18 protein-coding genes are annotated in these 20,406 nt (G+C 62.3%); 15 read left to right on the forward strand and 3 right to left on the reverse strand.

Going from position 1 to position 20,406, the window contains the following annotated elements; genetic code table 11:
- The first annotated feature begins 81 nt into the window (after nt 1-81).
- From B5G42_RS02140 to B5G42_RS02170, 7 genes are all read left to right on the forward strand, one after another.
- On the forward strand, nt 82-2,463 hold the full coding sequence (locus B5G42_RS02140; RefSeq protein ID WP_164475007.1) for a phosphoketolase family protein: 2,382 nt from the start codon (nt 82-84) through the stop codon (nt 2,461-2,463).
- 63 nt (nt 2,464-2,526) lie between these two features.
- Nucleotides 2,527-2,910 carry a metal-dependent transcriptional regulator gene (locus B5G42_RS02145; RefSeq protein WP_087266225.1) on the forward strand — a complete coding sequence of 128 codons (384 nt, stop codon included), beginning with the start codon at nt 2,527-2,529 and terminating at the stop codon, nt 2,908-2,910.
- 86 nt (nt 2,911-2,996) lie between these two features.
- Nucleotides 2,997-5,117 (forward strand): ATP-dependent helicase, encoded by a 2,121-nt coding sequence (locus tag B5G42_RS02150; RefSeq protein WP_242961103.1) that lies wholly within the window; start codon nt 2,997-2,999, stop codon nt 5,115-5,117.
- Nucleotides 5,118-5,212: 95 nt separating this feature from the next.
- Complete coding sequence (locus B5G42_RS02155) at nt 5,213-5,683, forward strand: helix-turn-helix domain-containing protein (RefSeq protein ID WP_087266229.1); 471 nt, start codon at nt 5,213-5,215, stop codon at nt 5,681-5,683.
- Nucleotides 5,680-6,438 carry an ABC transporter ATP-binding protein gene (locus B5G42_RS02160; RefSeq protein WP_087266231.1) on the forward strand — a complete coding sequence of 253 codons (759 nt, stop codon included), beginning with the start codon at nt 5,680-5,682 and terminating at the stop codon, nt 6,436-6,438. The genes B5G42_RS02155 and B5G42_RS02160 overlap by 4 nt, the downstream gene beginning before the upstream one ends.
- Nucleotides 6,422-7,060 carry an ABC-2 transporter permease gene (locus tag B5G42_RS02165; protein WP_087266234.1) on the forward strand — a complete coding sequence of 213 codons (639 nt, stop codon included), beginning with the start codon at nt 6,422-6,424 and terminating at the stop codon, nt 7,058-7,060. Before B5G42_RS02160 ends, B5G42_RS02165 begins: the two co-directional genes overlap by 17 nt.
- Before the next feature lie 169 nt (nt 7,061-7,229).
- Nucleotides 7,230-8,621 carry an MATE family efflux transporter gene (locus B5G42_RS02170; RefSeq protein WP_087266236.1) on the forward strand — a complete coding sequence of 464 codons (1,392 nt, stop codon included), beginning with the start codon at nt 7,230-7,232 and terminating at the stop codon, nt 8,619-8,621.
- 39 nt (nt 8,622-8,660) lie between these two features.
- Here the strand turns inward: B5G42_RS02170 and B5G42_RS02175 are convergent, their stop codons facing one another.
- Nucleotides 8,661-9,488 carry a TrmH family RNA methyltransferase gene (locus B5G42_RS02175; RefSeq protein WP_087266238.1) on the reverse strand — a complete coding sequence of 276 codons (828 nt, stop codon included), beginning with the start codon at nt 9,486-9,488 and terminating at the stop codon, nt 8,661-8,663.
- A gap of 226 nt (nt 9,489-9,714) precedes the next feature.
- On the opposite strand from B5G42_RS02175, the gene B5G42_RS02180 reads away from it, so the two are divergent.
- On the forward strand, nt 9,715-10,383 hold the full coding sequence (locus tag B5G42_RS02180; protein WP_087266240.1) for a zinc ribbon domain-containing protein: 669 nt from the start codon (nt 9,715-9,717) through the stop codon (nt 10,381-10,383).
- A 44-nt stretch (nt 10,384-10,427) separates the two neighbouring features.
- On the opposite strand, the gene B5G42_RS02185 is transcribed toward B5G42_RS02180, so the two are convergent.
- Nucleotides 10,428-10,988, reverse strand: a complete 561-nt coding sequence (locus B5G42_RS02185) for a TetR/AcrR family transcriptional regulator (RefSeq protein ID WP_087266242.1) — start codon at nt 10,986-10,988, stop codon at nt 10,428-10,430.
- Nucleotides 10,989-11,026: 38 nt separating this feature from the next.
- Complete coding sequence (locus B5G42_RS02190; RefSeq protein ID WP_158094642.1) at nt 11,027-11,479, reverse strand: zinc ribbon domain-containing protein; 453 nt, start codon at nt 11,477-11,479, stop codon at nt 11,027-11,029.
- Nucleotides 11,480-11,704: 225 nt separating this feature from the next.
- Between B5G42_RS02190 and B5G42_RS02195 the strand changes: the two genes are divergently transcribed.
- From B5G42_RS02195 to B5G42_RS02225, 7 genes are all read left to right on the forward strand, one after another.
- Nucleotides 11,705-13,342: a class I adenylate-forming enzyme family protein gene (locus B5G42_RS02195; protein WP_087187144.1), complete on the forward strand. Its 1,638-nt coding sequence runs from the start codon at nt 11,705-11,707 to the stop codon at nt 13,340-13,342.
- A gap of 42 nt (nt 13,343-13,384) precedes the next feature.
- Complete coding sequence (locus B5G42_RS02200; protein ID WP_087266423.1) at nt 13,385-14,962, forward strand: sodium:solute symporter family protein; 1,578 nt, start codon at nt 13,385-13,387, stop codon at nt 14,960-14,962.
- Between the two features lie 153 nt (nt 14,963-15,115).
- The gene (gene iorA, locus B5G42_RS02205; protein WP_087266244.1) at nt 15,116-16,858 is read left to right on the forward strand and encodes an indolepyruvate ferredoxin oxidoreductase subunit alpha; all 1,743 of its coding nucleotides are present in this window, start codon (nt 15,116-15,118) and stop codon (nt 16,856-16,858) included.
- A 2-nt stretch (nt 16,859-16,860) separates the two neighbouring features.
- Nucleotides 16,861-17,433 (forward strand): indolepyruvate oxidoreductase subunit beta, encoded by a 573-nt coding sequence (locus tag B5G42_RS02210; RefSeq protein ID WP_087187146.1) that lies wholly within the window; start codon nt 16,861-16,863, stop codon nt 17,431-17,433.
- Nucleotides 17,434-17,452: 19 nt separating this feature from the next.
- A complete protein-coding gene (locus tag B5G42_RS02215; protein WP_087266246.1) occupies nt 17,453-18,754 on the forward strand; it encodes a phenylacetate--CoA ligase family protein in 1,302 nt (433 codons plus the stop codon).
- Nucleotides 18,755-18,769: 15 nt separating this feature from the next.
- The gene (locus tag B5G42_RS02220; protein ID WP_087266248.1) at nt 18,770-19,201 is read left to right on the forward strand and encodes an ACT domain-containing protein; all 432 of its coding nucleotides are present in this window, start codon (nt 18,770-18,772) and stop codon (nt 19,199-19,201) included.
- A gap of 24 nt (nt 19,202-19,225) precedes the next feature.
- The gene (locus tag B5G42_RS02225; RefSeq protein WP_087266250.1) at nt 19,226-20,392 is read left to right on the forward strand and encodes a pyridoxal phosphate-dependent aminotransferase; all 1,167 of its coding nucleotides are present in this window, start codon (nt 19,226-19,228) and stop codon (nt 20,390-20,392) included.
- The last annotated feature ends 14 nt before the right edge of the window (nt 20,393-20,406 follow it).

Here is a 20,406-nt window from a genome sequence, read left to right on the forward strand (position 1 = left end):
TGTTTTTTGTGGAAGGAGTGCATCCCTTTGGCAAAATCCTCCGGACCCCGCACCAAAGTTACAGTCAAAACATCGGCCCGTATGTCCAAAAAAGGTCCGCTCAGCCCTGAGGCTCTGCGGAAACTGGACGCCTGGTGGCGGGCTTCCAATTACCTGGCCGCCGGCCAGCTCTATCTGCGGGACAACCCCCTGCTCCGTACTCCTCTGAAGCCGGAGCACCTGAAGCACACCCCGGTGGGACACTGGGGCACAGTACCAGGCCAGAACTTTATCTATACTCACCTCAACCGGGTCATCACCAAGTACGATCTGAACATGATCTACGTCTGCGGCCCCGGCCACGGTGGTTCCGCCGTGCTGGCCCAGACCTATCTGGAGGGGACCTACAGCGAAGTCTACCCCAACGTAAGCCAGGATGAGGAGGGAATGCGCAAGCTCTTCCAGCAGTTCTCCTTCCCTGGCGGCGTGGGCAGCCACTGTGCCCCCGACACCCCCGGCTCCATCAACGAGGGCGGCGAGCTGGGTTACTCTCTGGCCCACGCCTTTGGCGCTGTCATGGACAACCCGGACCTGATCGCCGCCTGCGTGGTGGGCGACGGCGAGGCCGAGACCGCCCCTCTGGCTGCCGCCTGGCACGGCAACAAGTTCCTGGACCCGGTGGGAGACGGGGCGGTGCTCCCCATTCTGCACCTCAACGGCTACAAGAACGCCACCCCCTCCCTCTTCGCCCGTATCTCCGCCGAGGAGGTGGAGGACTTCTTCAAGGGCTGCGGCTGGACCCCCCGTTTCGTGGAGGGGGACGACCCGGCCCAAATGCACCAGAAGATGGCGGCCGCCCTGGACTGGGCAGTGCGTGAGATCCAGCGCATCCAGGAGAGCGCCCGTTCCTTTGGAGAGACCGAGCGTCCCCGTTGGCCCATGGTGGTGTTTCGTTCTCCCAAGGGCTGGACCTGTCCCAAAGAGGCGGATGGGGTAGCCCTGGAGGGCACCAGCCGGGTCCACCAGCTGCCCCTGGCGGTGGACGATGCCCACCCGGAGCGCTTGCCGATTCTGGAGGAGTGGCTGCGCTCCTATCATCCGGAGGAACTCTTCGATGAAGCAGGGGCACCCATCCCTGCTCTGCGGGCTATGGCTCCCCAGGGAGAACGGCGAATGGGCTCCAACCCCCACGCTAACGGCGGTCTGCTGCTGCGTGACCTGCGCACCCCCGATTTCTCCAAATACGCGGTGGAGGTCCCCGCCCCCGGTGAGGCGGAGGCCGAGGACATGGCCGAGCTGGGCAAGTATGTCAAAGACGTGCTCAAGCTGAACCAGAAGGCCAAAAACTTCCGTATCTTCTCCCCGGACGAAACCATGAGCAACAAGCTGTGGGCCGCCCTGGAGGCCAGCGACCGCCGGTGGAATGCCGACCGGCTGCCCTCCGATGAGGGACTGTCCCCCAGCGGGCGCATTCTGGACGGGATGCTGTCCGAGCATATGTGCCAGGGCTGGCTGGAGGGCTACCTGCTCACCGGCCGCCACGGCTTCCTCAACAGCTATGAGGCCTTCATCCGCATTGTGGACTCCATGGTGAGCCAGTACGCCAAGTGGCTCAAGGTGGCGGGCCAGCTGCCCTGGCGGCAGGACATCGCCTCCCTCAACTACGTCCTCTCCTCCAACGTGTGGCAGCAGGACCAGAACGGCTTCACCCACCAGGACCCGGGTTTTCTGGACCACGTGGCCAACAAGAAGGCCGACGTGGTGCGGCTCTACCTGCCCCCCGACGCCAACTGCCTGCTGTCCTGCTTCGACCACTGCATCAAAAGCCGCAACTACATCAACGTGCTGGTGACCTCCAAGCACCCCCGGCCCCAGTGGCTCACTATGGACGAGGCCATCAAGCACTGCACCCACGGCATCGGTATCTGGCAGTGGGCCTCCAACGACCAGGGGGCCGAGCCCGACGCGGTGCTGGCCTGCTGCGGCGAGACCCCCACACTGGAGACTCTGGCCGCCGTCACCATTCTGCGGCGCTACCTGCCCGAGCTAAAAGTACGGGTGGTCAACGTGGTGGACCTGATGAAGCTGCAGCCCCACACCGAGCACCCCCACGGCCTCACCGACGAGGACTACGACGTGCTCTTCACCACCGACAAACCCATCATCTTCGCCTTCCACGGCTATGCCTCCCTGGTCCACGAGCTGACCTACCGGCGGCACAACAAGAACCTCCACGTCAGGGGCTATAAGGAGGAGGGCGGCCTCACCACCCCCTTCGATATGCGGGTGCAGAACAACATCGACCGGTTCGACCTGGTGATCGACACCGTCAAACGTCTACCCCAGCTGGGCAACCGGGGGGCCTTCCTCATCCAGCTCATGAAGGACAAGCTGGTGGAGCACCGGCAGTACATCACCGCCCACGGCCAGGATATGCCTGAGATCCGGGACTGGAAGTGGAACGACGGCAAGGGAATCGGTTGACCTTGCCAAGCCCGCCGTTCTGTGTTATTTTAGAAAAAAGGCATAGATGGGAATGATGAAGCGATGAATATTTATGAATCCTCGGAAAACTATCTGGAGGCCATCCTCAGCCTGCGGGAAGAGCACGGCATGGTTCGCTCCATCGACATCGCCAATCAGCTCCACTTCTCCAAGCCCAGCGTCAGCGTGGCCATGAAGAAGCTGCGGGAGAGCGGCTATATCGAGATGGACAAGGACGGGCTCATTTCCCTCCTCCCCGCCGGGGAGGAGATCGCCAGGCGGATCTACGAGCGCCACCAGCTGCTCACCCAGTTTTTCATCCATCTGGGGGTGGGCCCCGAGGTGGCCGCCGCCGACGCCTGCAAGGTGGAGCACGACCTCAGCGACGAGACCTTCCAGAAGATCAAGGAGCACGCCCTGGGCAAGGGCGGGGTCTCCCAGCCCTGAGCCCCCCACACCCTGTCACTCCGAGAAAATGGCCGCCGATGGCGGCCATTTTTCGTGGGAATCCCTTACCTGCCACAGGAGAAACCATGATGAACTTCGCCCAATTCAAAAAGGCCTACGGCCTGTGTCTGGACAAACAGCAGGAGGCCGCCGTCCAGGCGGTGGACGGCCCGGTGCTGCTGCTGGCGGTACCGGGCAGCGGCAAGACCACCGTGCTGGTCAGCCGCATCGGCTACCTGGTGCTGGGCCTGGGAGTGGACCCCCGGCGCATCCTCACCATGACCTACACCGTCTCCGCCGCCCGGGACATGAAGGCCCGCTTTGCCGCCCTCTTCGGCCAGGAGCTGGCGGAGGGGCTTGCTTTCCGCACCATCAACGGGGTGTGCTCCTCCGTCATCCGCCGGTGTGAGCAGCTGGTGGGCCAGAAGGCCTTCGATCTGCTGGACGACACCGGGCGGCAGGCCGCCCTCATCGGGGAGATCTGCCGCAATCTCACCCAGGAGTACGCCCCGGAGGCCACCATCAAGGCCATTCAAACTGCCATCACCTATGTAAAAAACCATCTTCCCGGCCAGATCGATCTGAACGACGTTGAGGTGGAGGGGGTGGAATTTCCCGCTGTCTATAAGGCCTACAACCAAGCCCTGCGGCAGCGGCGACTCATGGACTACGACGACCAGCTGGGCTACGCCTATCAGATCCTGCGCCGCTACCCGACCATACTTCAGGAGTGGCAGAGGCGCTACCCCTACCTGTGTGTGGACGAGGCCCAGGACACCTCCCAGATCCAGCACGCCATCATCCGCCTGCTGGCGGGAAAGCAGGTCCAGCTCTTCATGGTGGGGGACGAGGACCAGAGCATCTACGGCTTCCGGGCCGCCTGCCCCCAGGCCCTCCACTCCTTTGAGGCCACCTACCCCGGCGCCCGTGTGCTGCTGATGGGGCAGAACTACCGCTCCACCCGCCAGATCGTGGCGGCGGCGGACAAATTTATCCGGCTCAACACCCAGCGCCGCCCCAAGACCATGCACGCCGCCGGGGGCGACGGCCCCGCCCTCCGGCAGGTGGAGGTGTACGACCGGCAGCGGCAGTATCAGTATCTGGCCAAGGTGGCGGAAAACTGCGACAAGGAGACGGCGGTGCTCTACCGGGACAACGACAGCGCCCTCCCCCTCATGGACCTGCTGGAGCGCTCCGGCACCCCCTACCGCTGCCGCCAGGTGGACAGCAGCTTTTTCACCCACCGGGTGGTGCGGGACGTGACCAACATTATCCGGCTGGCCCAGAACCCCTGGAACGGGGGGCTGTTCCTGGACCTCTATTACAAGCTGGGGGCGGGCATCAGCCGGGCCGCCGCCCAGGAGGCCGTCAGTCAGTGCTCCCCCACCGGGGAGACCCTGCTGGAATATCTGGCGGGCTGCTCCACCCTCTCCCCCTGGAGCCGCAGGCAGTGTAAAGCCCTTCAGGCTCACATGAACAACCTGCTGGAGGAGCGGGCGGACAAGGCGGTGTACCGCATTGTCCACTTCATGGGCTACGGGGCATACCTGGAGGAGCGGGGGGCGGACAACAGCAAGCTGCCCATTCTGGAGGCCCTGGGGGCGGGCGAATCCACCCCTGCCGGGCTGCTGGCCCGGCTGGAGGTGCTGGAGGAGGTGGTGCGCCGGGGCTCAGCCCACCCGGACTGTCCCTTCATTCTGTCTACCATCCACTCCAGCAAAGGCCTGGAGTACGACCGGGTGATTTTAATGGACGTGGCCGATGGACTACTGCCCAAGCTGCCTCCCACCCCCAAGGAGGACGAAACCGAGGAGGAGATTAACCAGCGGGAGGAGGAGCGGCGGCTCTTTTACGTAGGCATGACCCGGGCCCGCCAGGAATTGTGGGTCATGACCTTCCGCCGTCCCGAGCTGGCCTCCACTTTTTCTTCCTTTCTCTTTCCGCAGAAAGAACCCCCAAAAAGAAAGGCTCCTGTCCGTAAAAGTCCCGATCCGGCGATCCTGTCCGCCCAGCTTACTGCCGCCGCTAAGGACTATATCCCCGGCACCCAGGTACGCCACGCCCGCTACGGTCCCGGCCTGCTCACCACCCGGGACGGGGACCGGATCACCGTCCGCTTTGACGACGGCACGGTAAAGCCCTTCTCTCTCCCAACCGCCCTGGGCATGGGGCAGTTTGTTCTGGAGGGCCACCGTCTGCCGGGGTGAGGCGGCGCAACTGAAACGAACCGTTTCTGTCACCTCCGGTTGGTGGTAATCCCGCCCGGCCGTGCTATCATAGAGAGCAAGGAGGTGTGAAAAACATGAAAAAGCAAACCAGCTTCCTGGCCCGCAACCTCACCGTCCTGCGGCAGCTGCATAAGCTTTCCCAGGAGGAGGTGGCCGAGGCCGTCGGGGTATCCCGGCAGGCGGTGGCCAAGTGGGAGAGCGGCGAGAGCGCCCCGGATATTGTCAACTGCGACGCCCTGGCCCAGCTCTATCAGGTCTCCCTGGACAATCTGATCCACTACGACGACCGCAAGACCTCCATGTCCATCCCGCCCAAGGGAAAGCATATGTTCGGGGCGGTCAAGGTGGGTGAGCGGGGCCAGATTGTACTGCCCAAGCGGGCCAGAGAGGTGTTTCACATCCAGCCCGGCGACATCATTGTGGTGCTGGGGGATGAAAACCCGGAGATGGCGGGTATCGCTTTGGTCAAAGGAGAGACCATCCTTCAGAGCACGGACCTGCTGCGCCGGGCCCTGCGGGCGGTGGATGAGGAGGATGCGCCATGAACGAGCTGCTCTCCGTCCGGGGCCTGACCAAGCGCTACCCCGGCTTTACCCTGGACAGCGTGTCCTTCTCGGTGGCGCCCGGCCGGATCATGGGCCTGATCGGCAAAAACGGCGCAGGCAAGAGCACCACCCTCAAGGCCATCCTGAATCTCATCCCCACCGACGGCGGCAGCGTCACCCTGCTGGACCAGGACGTCCGGGAGCGGGAACTGACCTGCAAGGCCCAGGTGGGGGTGGTGTTCGGCGGTCTGGACTACTATCCACTCAAACGGCTGTCGGCCATCACCCGGGCTACCCGGCGGTTCTATTCCCAGTGGGATCAGGACCGCTATGAGACTTGCCTGCACCGGTTCGGCCTGGAGGAAGAAAAGCCATTCAAGGCTCTCTCCAACGGCATGAAAGTCAAATATCTGCTGGCCCTGGCCCTCTCCCACCACGCCAGGCTGCTTCTGCTGGATGAACCCACCTCTGGCCTGGACCCGGTATCGCGGGACGAGATTCTCCATCTCTTCACCCGCATCGTCTCCGACGGCAGCTGCTCCATCCTCTTCTCCACCCATATCACCTCCGACCTGGACCGTTGCGCCCATGACATCACCTACCTCCACAACGGGCAGGTGCTGGCCAGCGCCCCAAAGGACGCCTTCCAGCGTGCCTTTGATCAGCTGAGAACCCCGGAGGAGCAGGAGCCCCTCACTCTGGAAGAGATCATGCTGCGCACGGAAAGGAGGGATTGGGATGAAACTGCTCTGTAAGGAGATCACCCTGGCCGCCCACCCGACCTTATTCCTGTTTATCCTGTTTGGGGCACTGGTGCTGGTACCCTCCTACCCCTACAGCATGGTCTTTTTCTTCGGCTGCCTGGGGCCCTATTTCACCTGTACCTACGCACGGGAAACCAACGACCTGTGGTACACTGCCCTGCTGCCAGTAACCAAAGCTCAGGTGGCGGTTGGAAAGCTAACCCTGACAGCCGCCGCCCAGCTGAGCCAGCTGGCGCTCACCCTGCCCTGGGCCCTGCTGCGCCACGCCTTGGGCGCGGCCAACAACCCAGTGGGGCTGGACCCCACCGCCGCCTGGTTCGGCTTCGGCCTGATGGCCTATGCCGCCTTCGACCTGGTGTTCTTCCCGGTCTGGTTCGGCTCCGGCTTCCGGACGGGCCGGGCCTTTCTGCTGGCCCTCCCGCCTCTGCTGGCAGTCATGGGGGCGGCGGAGCTGTCCTTCCGCCTGCCCGGCCTGTCCTTTCTGGACAGTAGCGCCCCTGCCGACCTGCTCCGGCAGCTGCCTGTGACGGCCTTTGGGGCCCTTCTCTTTGTCGCCGCCCTTGCCCTGACCCGGCAGCTGTCCGTCCGACGCTTCCGGCGGGTAGATCTGTAGCACCGTCAAAATGTCCCTTGGAGGCGGAAAAAACCGGGGCTGAATTTTGTGCAAAAACGCCTTTGCCCCTCTGTTCCTTCTTCCGCTATAATAAAGATACAACGTGTAGCGATCAACCGCGTAAATCCGGTTGATCGCTGCACGTTTTTTGTTTGGGAGGTCTATGGAAATGGAACAACGTGCAAACAGCTTTCTGGTCACCGACTCCATCAGCAGACTGATGGCCCGGTACGCCGTGCCCTGCGTCATATCCTTGCTGGTAGCAGCCCTGTACAACATCGTGGACCAGATCTTCATCGCCAACGCGTCCTATCTGGGCTCCTACGGTAACGCCGCCAACACGGTGGTGTTTCCCCTGACCGTGGTAGCTCTGGCCATTGCCGTGCTCATCGGCGACGGCTGCTGTGCTCTGGTTAGCATCTGCCTGGGGGCCGGCGAGCACAAGCGGGCGGGCAGCAGCGTCGGCAACGCCGTGGTACTCAGCCTGGCCGCCGGTCTGATCCTCACCGCCCTCTACCTCCTCTTCCAGGACCCTATCCTCACCATGTTCGGCGGGCGGGTCAACGAGGAGACCTTCCTCCACTCCAAGGAGTATTTCTTCTACATCACCCTGGGCGTACCGTTCTATCTGTTCGGTCAGGCCATGAACCCCATCATCCGCTCCGACGGCAGCCCCCGGTTTGCCATGGCCTCCACCCTGGCGGGAGCGGTGGTCAACCTGATTCTGGACCCGGTGTTCATCTTCGGCTTTCAGTGGGGCATGATGGGAGCCGCCGTGGCTACCGTACTGGGCCAGATCCTCACCGCCGCTCTGGCTGTGTGGTACCTGTGCCATATGAAGGCGGTATCCCTGAACCGAAGCTGCTTCGCCCTCCAGTGGAACGTCATCGCAAAGTTTCTCTCCCTGGGGGTATGCAGCCTGCTGTCCCAGATCTCTCTGGTGGCAGCCATGGCTGCTATTAACAACATGATCCGGCAATACGGTGCCCTGGACCCCATCTTCGGCCAGACCCAGTACGCCCAGATCCCCATGGCAGTGGTTGGTATCGTCATGAAGTTCTTCCAGATCGTCATCTCCATCGCCGTGGGGCTTGCCGCCGGGTGCATCCCCATTGTGGGCTACAACATCGGCGCCGGGCGGAAGGACCGGGCCAGGAACCTCTTTACCCACCTGCTGCTGGCCGAGGCGGCAGTAGGCGCGGTAGCCCTGCTCATTGTGGAGCTCCTCCCTACCCAGCTCATCGCCATCTTCGGTGCCGCCAATGAGAGCAGCTATTACACCGAATTTGCCGTTAAGTCCTTCCGCATCTACCTGTGCATGATGATCTTGGCCTGCGTCAACAAGGGCACCTTCATCTACCTCCAGTCCCTGGGCAAGGCCCTGGCCTCCACTGCCCTCTCCATGATCCGTGAGGTGGTATTCGGCATGGGCTTCGCCCTGCTGCTTCCCCGCTTTTTCGGCCTGGACGGTGTGCTCTACTCCATGCCGGTATCTGACCTGCTGACTTTTCTCATTGCAGTCGTACTCACCCGGTCCACCTACCGGACCCTCAGGGCCTGAAAAAACGCCTGTGACAAGCGTCACAGGCGTTTTTGATCCTTACCTGGCTCGCAGCTCCCAGAAAGCTACGGCACTAGCCGCCGCCACGTTGAGGGAGTCCACCCCGTGGGACATGGGGATACACACGGTGTAGTCGCAGGCGGCGATTGTGTGATCCGACAGGCCGTCCCCCTCGGTACCCAGCACGATGGCCAGCTTGTCCTCCTGCCGCAGGCGTGGGTCCTCAATGCTGATGGCAGTATCGCTGAGGGCCATGGCCACTGTCTTAAAGCCCAGAGCATTCAGGCGGCTCAGCCCCGGCTGGGGCCACTGGGAGGGGTCGTCCCCGATGCGGGTCCAGGGGATCTGGAATACGGTGCCCATACTCACACGGGCCGCCCGGCGGTACAGGGGGTCGCAGCAGGTAGGGGTAACCAGCACCGCGTCCATGTGGAGGGCGGCAGCGGAACGGAAGATGGCCCCCACGTTGGTGGAATCCACAATACCCTCCAGCACCGCCACCCGCCGGGCACCTGCGCACAGCTCCTCCACTGTGGGCAGCACCGGCCGCCGCATGGCGCACAGCACACCCCGGGTCACCTCATAGCCGGTGAGACCCTCCAACACTTCCCGGTCGGCGGTGTAGAGGGGCAGGTCACCGCACCGGGCCACCACCTCTTTGGCGGACCCGTCGATCTTCTTGCGCTCCATCAGCAGAGACAGGGGCTCATACCCGGCGTCCAGGGCCCGCAGGATCACCTTGGGGCTCTCGGCGATGAAGATGCCCTTCTCCGGCTCCAGCCGGTTGCGCAGCTGGGCCTCGGTAAGCCGGGCGTAGCAGTCCAGCTGAGGATCGGAATAGTCGGTGATCTCAATAATGTTGGCCATGGTGTCTCTTCTCCTGCCTTCTCTTCACCCTTCATTCAGAAGGTTGTTCTCTCTTGGTACAGAGTTATTTTTTATTATACCGCACCCGCTCGCCTGTGGCAACGCACATTCTTCCGGCACGGTCTTTCTGCAAATCTTCTTCTAGCTATTTACAAAATTCGTCAAAGTGTTTAAAATAAGGATACTCCCATTGGGAGGACTAAGAGAGAGAACAGGAGGTCATATCATGTTCTGTAAGTATTGCGGTCGTCAGATCGCAGACGGCAGTCTGTTTTGCCCTGGCTGCGGAAATCGCCTGGATTCCGCGCAGGAACAGACTCCCCCTACCCAGCAGACGCCCCCCAGCCAGCCCGGTAGCTACCCCAACTACACCCCCACTACGCCCCCGCCTGCCGGCGGCTACCGTCCCAACGGCGGTTACCAGAGCCCCAACAATGCCGCCAATTTCAGCGGCTATCCTATGGGCTGGTACAAATTCCTGATTTACTTCGCCCTGTTTGCGTCCTGTGTACTCAACGCCTGCAGCGCCATCGGTATGTTTTCCGGTATGATTTATGGTGACGCAAGCGGTCTGGTGTATGCCATCTTCGGTGGCCTGCGGATCGTGGATATCCTGTACGGCCTCGTTATGGCGGCTATGGCTGTTCTGGCGATTCTGACCCGGCAGAAGCTGGCCCAGTTCCGGAAGGACGGCCCCACCTATCTGCTGATGCTCTACGTCATCAATATGGCCGCTTCCGTGATCTACCTGATCCTGGTCACCATTATCGTAGGCGATATGGTGCTTACCGGAGAAGTCATGGGCCAGTATCTGCTGATCATCGTGGTTTCTATCGTGATGATCGTGGTGAACAACATCTACTTCAAAAAGCGCGCTTCCCTGTTCGTCAACTGATTTGTACCAAAAAAGCCGGATGGCATGGCCATCCGGCTTTTTCTTTAATAGAGTACCCGGCGGACCACCGCCAGCAGGGGTTCGCAATCCTCCTCCCCCCGCAGCAGGGCGGTAATCAGCATGGAAAATACCAGCTCTACAAATCCTTCCGGGGTCAGGCGGCTGTCAAATACCGACTGGTTAACCTGTTCATCCTCCCGGAGCATCCGGCACAGGGACTTCCGCAGCTGGCCCTGGATCCGTTCCATCATCCGCCGGCCTTCCACCTTGCCTTCCCCGGTGGTAAAGCCCATGGCATGGAGGGTCAGAAATCCCTGATAACGGCGGTTTCCCTCCTGTATACTGTCATGCAGCCACTGGATTACCTTGCAAAAACGCTCCTCCCCCGTCAGATCCTCCGGTACATGGAAAAGTTCCTGCCATACGCTCTCCACCGTGGCCGCCACCAGCTCTGTCTTGGAGGGAAAATAGTTGTACAGCGATCCCACGGACACACCACAGCGTACCGCTACCGAGCGCATATGGATGGCTGACCATCCCTTCTCCTGAAGCATCAGGCGGCTGGCCTCCAGGATCTCGTCCCGGGAAATCACCGCATTCCGCATCAGACTCACCTCTCTCTTTGATCACCGGTCCGGCGGCATTACTCCAGCCGTGTCCCACAGGTGGCGCAGAACAGGCTGTCCCCATCTACCGGGCTGCCGCACTTGGGACATACCCGTCCGCTTTCGGCGGCAGGCGGCTCCATCTTGGCACCGCAGCCGCCGCAGAAGGCAGAATCCGGTCCCACCTCTGCCCCGCACTCCGGGCAGATGCGGATGCCCTTGATCTGACGGATCTGGGCCTGATACTGGGCAATCTGGGCATAGGCGGCCCGGATTCCTTCAATTTGAGCGGCATATTCATAGTCCGGGTCGTTCTGGTGCCGGTCATAGCAGGCCTGCCCCAGCTCCCGCAGCAGGGCTGCTGCCTGCCGCTCCTGCTCGGCAATGGCTCCGTTGAGCCGGGTCACCTCCGTAAAGTTCTTGGTGTGCTTGGCCACGCCCTGCCCTGCGTCGGACAGCCGCTTGCCGATCCCATCCAAAAACTGAGACATACTCATGCTCCTTTCTCCCCACCTCCAGGTGGGGCCTGGATTTGATTTCCCTCACAATATAACATAGCCGCCCCTCTTTTTCAACCGGAGCAAACTGTCCGGTTCCCTCTTGACTTTTTCGCTTTAAAGCAGTAAAATACACAACGATACAATTTCCAGTTGGAAAAACATCCGCCTCCCCTCCCCCGCTGTGCGGAACCGGGAGGCGCAAAGGAGTCAGCTGTCATGGTTATCACAGACTTTCTGGAGCGCAACGCCCGGCTGTACCGGGACGAGCCCGCCCTGGTGGAGATCAACCCCTCGGAGGAGCGGGATAAGGCCACCACCTGGCGGGAGTTCAGCCTCATCGAGCGCAACCGTCCCGACGAGCCCTACCGCCGGGAGATCACCTGGGGCCAGTTTGATAAGAAGGCCAACCGCTTTGCCAACCTGCTGCTCAGCCGCGGGCTGAAGCGGGGCACCAAAGTGGGTATCCTGCTGATGAACTGCCTGGAGTGGCTGCCGGTGTATTTCGGCATCCTGAAGGCGGGCTGTCTGGCCGTTCCTATGAACTTCCGCTATTCCTCCGACGAGATCCGCTACTGTCTGGATCTGGCCGATGTGGAGGCGCTGGTGTTCGGCCCTGAGTTCATCGACCGGCTGGAGCCCATCCTTCCCGACCTGGGCCGGGTGCGCCAGTGGTTCTATGTGGGCAACCACACCCCCGCCTTCGCTGAAAGTTATCGGGAGCTTGTCATGTACTGCACCATTGAGCCCCCTCCGGTCCATCTGGAGCTGAGCGATCTGGCGGCCATCTACTTCTCCTCGGGTACCACCGGCTTCCCCAAGGCCATTCTACATAATCACAAGGCCCTGCTCTCCTCCTGCCTCACCGAGCAGCACCACCACGGCCAGACCCATGAGGACGTATTCCTGTGCATTCCGCCCCTGTACCACACCGGCGCCAAGATGCACTGGTTCGGCTCCCTGGCCAGCGGCGGCAAGGCGGTATTGCTGCGAGGGGTGTCCCCGGAGTGGATCCTCCGAACGGTCACCGAGGAAAAGTGTACCATCGTGTGGCTGCTGGTACCCTGGGCCCAGGACATCCTGGATGCCATCGACAGCGGCCGGGTCAATCTGGACGACTACCTGCTGGACCAGTGGCGGCTCATGCACATCGGCGCTCAGCCGGTACCGCCCAGCCTGATCCACCGGTGGAAGAAGTTCTTCCCCCACCACCAGTACGACACCAACTACGGTCTGTCCGAGTCCATCGGTCCCGGCTGCGTCCATCTGGGGGTGGAGAACATCGACAAGGTGGGCGCCATCGGCAAGCCGGGCTATCTGTGGGCCGCCAAGGTGGTGGACGAGCACGGTGTGGAGGTGCCCCAGGGCCAGGTGGGCGAGCTTATCGTCTGCGGCCCCGGCGTGATGCAGTGCTACTACAAAAACCCGGAAGCCACCGCCGAGGTTCTCAAGGGAGACTGGTTGTACACCGGCGACATGGCCGAGGTGGATGAGGACGGCTTTATCTATCTGGTGGACCGCAAGAAGGACGTGGTCATCTCCGGCGGCGAGAACCTCTACCCCGTCCAGATCGAGGACTTTTTGCGGAAGTTTGACAAGCTGAAGGACGTGGCGGTCATCGGCCTGCCCGATCCCCGGCTGGGCGAGATCGCCGCCGCCATTGTGGAGGTGAAGGAGGGTGTCTCCTGCACCGAGGAGGAGATCAACGCTTTCTGTCAGGAGCTGCCCCGGTACAAGCGGCCCCGGAAGATCATCTTCGACCATGTGCCCCGCAACCCCACCGGCAAGATCGAAAAGCCGGTGCTGCGGGAGAAATACTGCCACGGCCGTCTGGTGGAGGCTCAGATCTCCAACTGATCCAGTCAGCCGGGCAACAAGGAGTGTTCCCCTGTGACCGATATGCTCATCAAAGTATCTCTACTTGTCCTGTTTTTCGCCGTCATGGTGGGCATCGGGCTGTACTGCCGCCGCCACACCACCAACGTCAACGGCTTCGTGCTGGGGGGCCGGTCGGTGGGCCCCTGGCTCACCGCCTTTGCCTACGGCACCAGCTACTTCTCCGCTGTGGTCTTTGTGGGCTACGCCGGTCAGTTCGGCTGGCGTTTCGGCATCGCCGCCACCTGGGCAGGCCTGGGCAACGCCTTTCTGGGCTCCCTGCTGGCCTGGGTGGTGCTGGGCCGCCGCACCCGCATCATGACCCAGCACCTGGACAGCGCCACCATGCCCGAGTTCTTCGGCCGCCGCTTTGACAGCAGCAGGCTGAAGATCACCGCCTCCGTCATCATCTTCATCTTCCTTATCCCCTACACCGCCAGCCTGTACAACGGCCTGTCCCGGCTCTTCGCCATGGCCTTCGACATCGACTACGCCGTGTGCGTGGTAGTAATGGCGGTGCTCACCGGGGTGTACGTCATCGCCGGAGGCTATATGGCCACCGCCATCAACGACTTCATCCAGGGCATTATCATGATCTTCGGCATCATCGCCGTCATTGCCGCGGTGCTCAACACCCAGGGCGGTCTGACCGGAGCCCTGGACGCCCTGGCCCGGGTCAGCGACCCTGCCGTGTCCGATACCCCCGGCGTGTTCGCCTCCTTCTTCGGCCCCGACCTGCCCAGCCTCATGGGCGTGGTGGTGCTCACCAGCCTGGGCACCTGGGGCCTGCCCCAGATGGTGCAGAAGTTCTACGCCATTAAAAGCGAGTCGGCCATCACCAAGGGTACCGTGATCTCTACGGCCTTTGCCCTGGTGGTGGCGGGAGGCTGCTACTTCCTGGGTGGCTTCGGGCGGCTCTTCTCCACCCCGGAGACGGTGGCTGCCCAAGGCTACGACTCCATCATCCCCGCCATGCTCTCCGGTCTGCCCTCCATCCTCATTGCGGTGGTGGTCATTCTGGTTCTCTCAGCCTCCATGTCCACCCTGTCCTCCCTGGTGCTGGCCTCCAGCTCCACCCTCACCCTGGACTTCATCAAGGACAACCTCATCAAGGACATGGATGAGAAGCGGCAGGTCCGCTGGATGCGGGCCCTGGTGGTGGTGTTCATCGCCATTTCCGTGGTACTGGCCATTGTTCAGTACCGGTCCAACCTGACCTTCATTGCCCAGCTTATGGGCGTGTCCTGGGGCGCACTGGCCGGGGCCTTCCTGGCTCCCTTCCTCTACGGACTGTACTGGAAGCGCACCACCAAGGCCGCCTGCGCCGTATGTTTCCTCTTCTCTACCGTGGTCATGCTGGCCAACATCTTCGCCGGGGCCTGGTTCCCGCCGGTACTTCAGTCCCCCATCAACTGCGGCGCCTTCTGTATGCTGGCAGGCCTGATCATCGTGCCGGTGGTCAGCCTGTTTACCCCCGCCCCCGGCTCCGGCCGGGTGAAGGAGATCTTCTCCTGCTATGAGCGCACCGTCACCGTGGCAGTCACCGACTCCATCGGTCCCAGGGACGATCTGGCAGAGGAAGGTCCTGTAAAAAAGATTTGACTTTACCGACAAAAAGTGATAAAGTAATACCGTTCAAATTTGCGAGAACGGAACCAGGTAGAGGCCGTTTCGCCGGAAAATCTTCGTCCTCTGCATCCGATGCAGAGGACGTTTTTTATTTTCCGATAGCCTCTGGAAAAGGAGAAATGCACCATGAAAACCCTGATGCTCGGCAACGAAGCCGTGGCCCGGGGCCTCTATGAGGCAGGCTGCGCCGTTGTCTCCAGCTACCCAGGCACCCCCAGCACCGAAATCACCGAGGCGGTAGCCAAGTTCCCCGAGGTGTACGCCGAATGGGCCCCCAACGAGAAGGTGGCCATGGAGACCGCCTTCGGCGCCTGTCTGGCGGGCAAGCGGTCCTTCTGCGGCATGAAGCACGTTGGCCTCAACGTGGCCGCCGATCCCCTGTTCACCATCGCCTATACCGGCGTCAACGCCGGTATGATTATCGCCGTGGCCGACGACGCCGGGATGCACTCCTCCCAGAATGAGCAGGACTCCCGCCACTACGCCCGCTCGGCCAAGCTGCCCATGCTGGAGCCCGCCGACTCTGCCGAGGCTCTGGCCTTCACCAAGGCGGCCTATGAGCTGTCCGAGCGGTTCGACACCCCGGTGCTCCTCAAGATGTGCACCCGTGTGTCCCACTCCCAGAGCGTGGTGGAGACCGGAGAGCGGGTAGAGCCTCCCGCCCGGCCCTACGAGAAGACCCCCGCCAAGTACATCATGATGCCCGGCTATGCCAAGCTGCGCCACCCGGTGGTGGAGCAGCGCACCCAGGCCCTGGCCGACTGGGCGGAGAGCTGCCCCTTCAACCGGGTCGAGGCAGGCGCCGACCACAGCATGGGTATCCTCACCTCCTCTACCAGCTACCAGTATGTAAAGGAAGTGGTGGGAGACAAGTACCCCGTCCTCAAGCTGGGCATGGTGTGGCCCCTGCCCTCCAAGCTAATCCGGGACTTCGCCGCCGGCGTGGACAAGCTGGTGGTGGTGGAGGAGCTGGACGGCTTCCTGGAGACCTGGTGCCGGGAGCTGGGCCTGGAGGTAGAGGGCAAGGCCTCCTTCTCCCTCATCGACGAGCTCAGCCAAAATAAGGTGGCCGCCAAGCTGGGTACCGAACCTGAGGCGGGCAAAACCCTGGAGACCGACATCCCCAACCGTCCCCCCGTCATGTGCGCCGGCTGCCCCCACCGTGGTCTGTTTTACACCCTCAACAAGATGAAGCTCACCGTGCTGGGCGACATCGGCTGCTATACTCTGGGCGCGGTGGCTCCCCTGTCCGCCATTGACTCCACCATCTGCATGGGGGCCTCGGTGTCCGGCATCCACGGCTTCCTGAAGGCCTCCGGCGGCCAGATGGACGGCAAGACGGTGGCGGTCATCGGCGACTCCACCTTCATGCACTCGGGCATCACCGGCCTGGTCAACATCGCCTACAACGAGTCCAACGCCACCGTTATCATTCTGGACAACTCCATCACCGGCATGACCGGCCATCAACAGAACCCCACCACCGGCTTCAACCTGAAGGGAGACCCCTGCACCAAGATCGACCTGGAGTCCCTGTGCAAGGCCGTGGGTATCCGCCGGGTGCGGGTGGTGGACCCCTACGACCTGAGCCAGTGCGAGGCCGTTATCAAGGAAGAGCTGGCTGCTCCCGAGGCGTCGGTGGTCATCTCCCGCCGTCCCTGCGCCCTGCTGAAGTATGTCAAGCACAAGGCGCCCCTGACGGTGGACACCGGCAAGTGCGTGGGCTGCAAGGCCTGCATGAAGATCGGATGCCCCGCCATTTCGGTGACGGACGGCAAGGCCGGGGTGGACGCCACCCTGTGCGTGGGCTGCGGCGTGTGCCAGCAGCTGTGTAAGTTTGACGCCCTCCAGACGGGTGAGGAGGTGTGAACATGGATACGAAAAATATTATGATCGTAGGCGTGGGCGGCCAGGGTTCCCTGCTGGCCAGCAAGCTGCTGGGCCGTCTGCTGCTGGACCAGGGCTATGACGTGAAGGTATCCGAGGTCCACGGTATGAGCCAGCGGGGCGGCAGCGTGGTTACCTATGTCCGCTTCGGCGACAAGGTATACTCCCCCATCATCGACCAGGGGGAGGCCGATTTCATCGTCTCCTTTGAGCTGCTGGAGGCCGCCCGCTACACCGCCTTCCTCAAGAGCGGCGGGCATATTATCACCAACACCCAGCAGATCAACCCCATGCCTGTTATCACCGGCGCCGCCGCCTATCCCCAGGACCTGGTGGGCCAGATGAAGGAGGCCGGAGTGCTGGTGGACGCCATGGACGCCCTGGCTCTGGCCGAGGAGGCCGGTTCTCCCAAGGCGGTGAACCTGGTGCTCATGGGCCGTCTGTCCCGGTACTTTGACCTGCCGGAGGAGGCCTGGCAGCAGGCTCTGACCCGCAGCGTACCGGAGAAATTCCTGGAACTTAACCGCAAAGCCTTCCACCTGGGCAGAAATTCCTGAACCACGAGGAGAGAGAAGCATGGAGCGTTACTACCAAAAAGACATTGAGTGCGCCAGCCGGGAGCAGATCCGCGCCTGGCAGGATGAGCGTCTGGTCAAGCAGGTGCGCAATGTATGGGACAACGTGCCCTACTACCGCAAGAAGATGGAGGACAAGGGCCTGACCCCCGAGGACATCAAGGGTGTGGACGACCTGCACAAGCTGCCCTTCGTCACCAAGGCCGACCTGCGGGAGGCCTATCCCTACGGCCTGGTGGCCCGTCCCCTGAAGGACTGTGTGCGCATCCAGTCCACTTCCGGCACCACCGGCAAGCGTGTGGTGGCTTTCTACACCCAGCACGACATCGACCTGTGGGAGGACTGCTGCGCCCGGGCCATCACGGCCGCCGGCGGCACCAACGAGGACGTGTGTCAGGTGAGCTACGGCTACGGCCTGTTCACCGGTGGCCCCGGCCTCAACGGCGGCTCCCACAAGGTGGGCTGTCTTACCATCCCCACCTCCTCGGGCAACACCGAGCGGCAGATCATGTTCATCCGGGACCTGAACGCCACCATCCTGTGCTGCACCCCTTCCTATGCCGCCTATCTGGCTGAGAGCATGAAGGAGATGGGCCTCACCCCCGACCAGATCCCCCTGAAGGCAGGTATCTTCGGCGCCGAGGCCTGGAGCCAGGAGATGCGGCAGAACATCGAGGAAACCCTGGGCATCAAGGCCTATGACATCTACGGCCTCACCGAGCTGTCCGGCCCCGGCGTGGCCTTTGAGTGCTCCGCCCAGAGCGGAATGCACATCAACGAGGACCATTTCATCGCCGAGATCATCGATCCCGAGACCGGGGAGGTCCTTCCCGAGGGGTCCAAGGGCGAGCTGGTGTTCACCTCCATTACCAAGGAGGCCTTCCCCCTGCTGCGCTATCGCACCCGGGACATCTGTGTGCTTCACCATGAGGACTGCCCCTGCGGCCGCACCCACATCAAGATGAGCAAGCCCATGGGCCGCAGCGACGATATGCTCATCATCAAGGGCGTCAACGTGTTCCCGTCCCAGATCGAGACGGTGCTCATGGGCCAGAGCTTCGCCCCCAACTATCAGATCATCGTGGACCGGGTAAACAACACCGACACCATGGAGGTGCTGGTGGAGATGACCCCGGAGATGTTCTCCGACCAGCTGAGCCAGGTGGCCGAAAAGGAGAAGCAGGTTGTGGCCGCCCTCAAGGCCATGCTGGGCATCTACGCCAAGGTCCGTCTGGTGGCCCCCAAGTCCATCCAGCGCTCCGAGGGCAAGGCGGTCCGCGTCATCGACAAGCGGAAGATCTAAGAGAGGAGCAAGGTTATGACCATCCAACAGATTTCTGTCTTTCTGGAAAACCGGGCGGGGCAGCTGGCGGAGATCACCGCCATCCTGTCCGAACATCAGATCAATATGCGGGCCCTCCACATCGCCGAGACCAGCGACTACGGTGTGCTGCGCATGATCGTGGACCAGCCCCAGCGGGCGGCCTCCCTGCTGCTGGAGCACGGCTTTGTGGTGTCCATGACCCCGGTGGTGGCGGTGCTGGTGCCCGACGAGCCCGGCGGCCTGGGCAAGATCCTCACCCTGCTGGCCAGGGAACACATTGACGTGGAGTATGTCTACTCCGTCTTCGGTCAGGTGGGCGGCCAGGCCTGCATGATCTTCCGGGTGGCCGACGCCGTGGGGCTGGCCAACCTGCTCCAGGCCAACGGAATGCCCCCCGCCCGGGGCGAGGCGCTGGGCGTCCATTAACTTGAAAAGCGAGGTTAGATCGTTATGCAGCCGCTGAGCAAGAAAACCCAATTCTTTACCGATTCGGTCATCCGGCGGATGACCCGTATCGCCATTGCCAACAACGCCATCAATCTGGCCCAGGGGTTCCCCGACTTCGACCCCCCCAAGGCCCTGCTGGACCGGCTGGCCCAGGTGGCCTACGAGGGGCCCCACCAGTACCCCATCACCATGGGCGCCCCCAACTTCCGCCGGGCCCTGGCCAAGAAGTGCGGCCGCTTCATGGGCCGCACCCTGGACCCGGAGACCGAGATGGTGGTGACCATCGGCTCCACCGAGGCCATGGTGGACACCATCTTCGCCCTCACCAATCCCGGGGACAAGATCATTCTCTTCTCCCCCTACTTTGAAAACTACCACGCCCAGGCCCTCTTTGCCGACTGCCAGCCCATCTATGTGCCTCTGGTGCCCCCCGCCTTCGGCTTCGACCCCAACGTGCTGGAGGACGCCTTCAAGCAGCGCCCCAAGGCCATCCTCATCTGCAACCCCTCCAACCCCAGCGGCAAGGTGTTCACCGAGGCTGAGCTGAAGCTCATCGCGGAGCTGTGCATCAAGTACGACGTGTACGCCATTATGGACGAGGTGTACGAGCACATCGTCTACGCCCCCCACAAGCATATCTACATGAACTCCATCCCCGGTATGTGGGAGCGCACCGTGTCCTGCTCCTCCCTGTCCAAGACCTACTCCATCACCGGCTGGCGGCTGGGCTACGCCATCGCCCCCAAGGAGATCATGGACAAGATCAAGCAGTTCCACGACTTCAACGCCGTGGGCGCCCCCTCCCCCCTGATGGAGGCCGCCATTGCCGGCCTGGAGATGCCCGACAGCTACTATGAGGAGTTCGGAGCCCACTACGCCCACATGAAGGAGCTCTTCACCAAGGGCCTGGACAACATCGGCATCCCCTATACCGATCCTCAGGGCACCTACTTCGTGCTGGCCGACATCGGTCCCTACCTGAAGAAGGGCCAGACCGACGTGGAGTTCTGTGAGGAGCTGACCCAGAAGGTGGGCGTGGCCGCCGTACCCGGCACCTCCTTCTTCATGGAGGACGTGCCCAACATTGTCCGCCTCCACTTCGCCAAGAAGGACGAGACGCTGCTGGAGGCCCTGGACCGTCTGTCCCACATCAAGGAGAAAATGGCCTGAGCCGGGAGGGACCC

Source organism: Flavonifractor sp. An91 (assembly GCF_002159225.1).
In the GTDB taxonomy this organism is placed as follows: Bacteria; Bacillota; Clostridia; order Oscillospirales; family Oscillospiraceae; genus Flavonifractor; species Flavonifractor avicola.

Bases quoted from the DNA above. Each gene is read 5' to 3' on its own strand.
- B5G42_RS02140 (WP_164475007.1), top strand. From the start codon at position 82: ATGTCCAAAAAAGGTCCGCTCAGCCCTGAGGCTCTGCGGAAACTGGAC.
- B5G42_RS02145 (WP_087266225.1), top strand. From the start codon at position 2,527: ATGAATATTTATGAATCCTCGGAAAACTATCTGGAGGCCATCCTCAGC.
- B5G42_RS02150 (WP_242961103.1), top strand. From the start codon at position 2,997: ATGATGAACTTCGCCCAATTCAAAAAGGCCTACGGCCTGTGTCTGGAC.
- B5G42_RS02155 (WP_087266229.1), top strand. From the start codon at position 5,213: ATGAAAAAGCAAACCAGCTTCCTGGCCCGCAACCTCACCGTCCTGCGG.
- B5G42_RS02160 (WP_087266231.1), top strand. From the start codon at position 5,680: ATGAACGAGCTGCTCTCCGTCCGGGGCCTGACCAAGCGCTACCCCGGC.
- B5G42_RS02165 (WP_087266234.1), top strand. From the start codon at position 6,422: ATGAAACTGCTCTGTAAGGAGATCACCCTGGCCGCCCACCCGACCTTA.
- B5G42_RS02170 (WP_087266236.1), top strand. From the start codon at position 7,230: ATGGAACAACGTGCAAACAGCTTTCTGGTCACCGACTCCATCAGCAGA.
- B5G42_RS02175 (WP_087266238.1), bottom strand. From the start codon at position 9,488: ATGGCCAACATTATTGAGATCACCGACTATTCCGATCCTCAGCTGGAC.
- B5G42_RS02180 (WP_087266240.1), top strand. From the start codon at position 9,715: ATGTTCTGTAAGTATTGCGGTCGTCAGATCGCAGACGGCAGTCTGTTT.
- B5G42_RS02185 (WP_087266242.1), bottom strand. From the start codon at position 10,988: ATGCGGAATGCGGTGATTTCCCGGGACGAGATCCTGGAGGCCAGCCGC.
- B5G42_RS02190 (WP_158094642.1), bottom strand. From the start codon at position 11,479: ATGTCTCAGTTTTTGGATGGGATCGGCAAGCGGCTGTCCGACGCAGGG.
- B5G42_RS02195 (WP_087187144.1), top strand. From the start codon at position 11,705: ATGGTTATCACAGACTTTCTGGAGCGCAACGCCCGGCTGTACCGGGAC.
- B5G42_RS02200 (WP_087266423.1), top strand. From the start codon at position 13,385: ATGCTCATCAAAGTATCTCTACTTGTCCTGTTTTTCGCCGTCATGGTG.
- iorA (WP_087266244.1), top strand. From the start codon at position 15,116: ATGAAAACCCTGATGCTCGGCAACGAAGCCGTGGCCCGGGGCCTCTAT.
- B5G42_RS02210 (WP_087187146.1), top strand. From the start codon at position 16,861: ATGGATACGAAAAATATTATGATCGTAGGCGTGGGCGGCCAGGGTTCC.
- B5G42_RS02215 (WP_087266246.1), top strand. From the start codon at position 17,453: ATGGAGCGTTACTACCAAAAAGACATTGAGTGCGCCAGCCGGGAGCAG.
- B5G42_RS02220 (WP_087266248.1), top strand. From the start codon at position 18,770: ATGACCATCCAACAGATTTCTGTCTTTCTGGAAAACCGGGCGGGGCAG.
- B5G42_RS02225 (WP_087266250.1), top strand. From the start codon at position 19,226: ATGCAGCCGCTGAGCAAGAAAACCCAATTCTTTACCGATTCGGTCATC.